The 1,380-nt window shown below is 44.0% G+C and carries 1 protein-coding gene; it reads right to left on the bottom strand.

All coding sequences use genetic code 11. The features are described from left to right. The coding region (locus tag I6F66_RS20585; RefSeq protein ID WP_197209669.1) for an IS4 family transposase at positions 1-1,286 on the bottom strand (1,286 nt) is incomplete at its 3' end. Positions 1,287-1,380 lie beyond the last annotated feature (94 nt).

Below are 1,380 nucleotides of genomic sequence, written 5' to 3'. Positions count from 1 at the left end.
ATTCGAACGGTCCTACTTTTGGGCCGTTTTCTTTTTTCTGGAAGAATATAACGTTTCACTCGTTCTCGCATTGCCCTTAATTTCTTTGGAATTGAACCTGGCGAAGCGATGGCACACCAGAGTATTTCATCCTGTATATCCCGCAAAGCCATGACAAAACTAATTCTCAGCGGGGAGACTTTAGCCTCTTTGGCTATTCGACTTATCTCTACTCGAATTAAATTGTAGGCTAGCAATATACCCCATAGCTCTTGATTGACTCCATCCACAGTCTGACTACGCAAAAGAATACTATCCTCAAGCATCTGGTGTTTTATTTCTCCATAGCTATTTTCAATTTCCCAGCGCTCGAAATAGACATCAAGAATGGCCTGTGCACCAAAAGCCTGTTTATCATCCAAAGAGCACAGCAGACCTTTTATTTTTCCAGGCCCTATTGGCTCAGGATAAAGAACCAGTCTGGCCTGCCAGCACTCAGGAAGCGAAGGGTCTTGTTTTCTGGCATGCGCAGATACACTCATCTCTACTTTGAAGTCATGCTCAGAGTAAGATTCAATGACGGTGTATTGCGTGTTGCTTTTAATCGGGACCATCCAGTGCGACTGTGGGTGTTGCTTACGCCAATTAATCAGTAGCTCAGCGCTGAGATAACATCGGTCAAAAATAGTTAGACTGTTATCACTTACATGACCAAATAGCTGCTTTGCGTAGTTCACCTCACCTTGATAACTGGGCCCGAAGGCAACGTGGTGTATCAACCGGCTACGCAAGGAGCTTAAGGCGCATAGGCGTACAATAGGATATTCTGTATGACGGTTTTTACTGTGCTTAATATAGTGAAAGTGCTCAGCAAGAGCAGGTGTATCGGGTGCACGAAATTGCGTTCCATCGACAGAAAATAACCGGAGTCCATACCACGTATCATCAGCATCTTCTTCTTGTGTCCAATGGGCTGCACATAGGTGAAATAAGGCTTGGAGGGGGTCGCTACTCAGGCGCTGTCTCGCTTGAGGAATAGCACTTGGAGCAACCGTATCGCCCAGGGTATCAGTGAGTGTTAAATCTAACTTCTCAACAACGTCACTAATAGAGCGGTCGCGAAAAAGACCCATTGCAATGATAAGCCAGACGACAAGCTCAGCAGGTAACTTACGTTTGCGAATACTTGCTTTATCGGTCTGTTCGAGCACATTAGAAATCCACTCAAGAGGGATATGTTTCTGAAATGTAGATAAAGAGTCAGGAGTGGCGAATATATCTGTATCAAGTAACCAATGACTAAGCATAAAAATACCCTCATAATCAAAAGATGATAAGGGTATTGTGAAGCAACCAAAAGATCGGTCAACCGATCAAAAATACCTTAACTGATCGGTGTTA

This window comes from Pseudoalteromonas sp. NZS100_1 (assembly GCF_015864285.1).
Taxonomy (GTDB): domain Bacteria; phylum Pseudomonadota; class Gammaproteobacteria; order Enterobacterales; family Alteromonadaceae; genus Pseudoalteromonas; species Pseudoalteromonas arctica.
The sequence above is the reverse complement of the archived record's forward strand: the minus strand, read 5'-3'. Positions and strand labels throughout refer to the sequence as shown.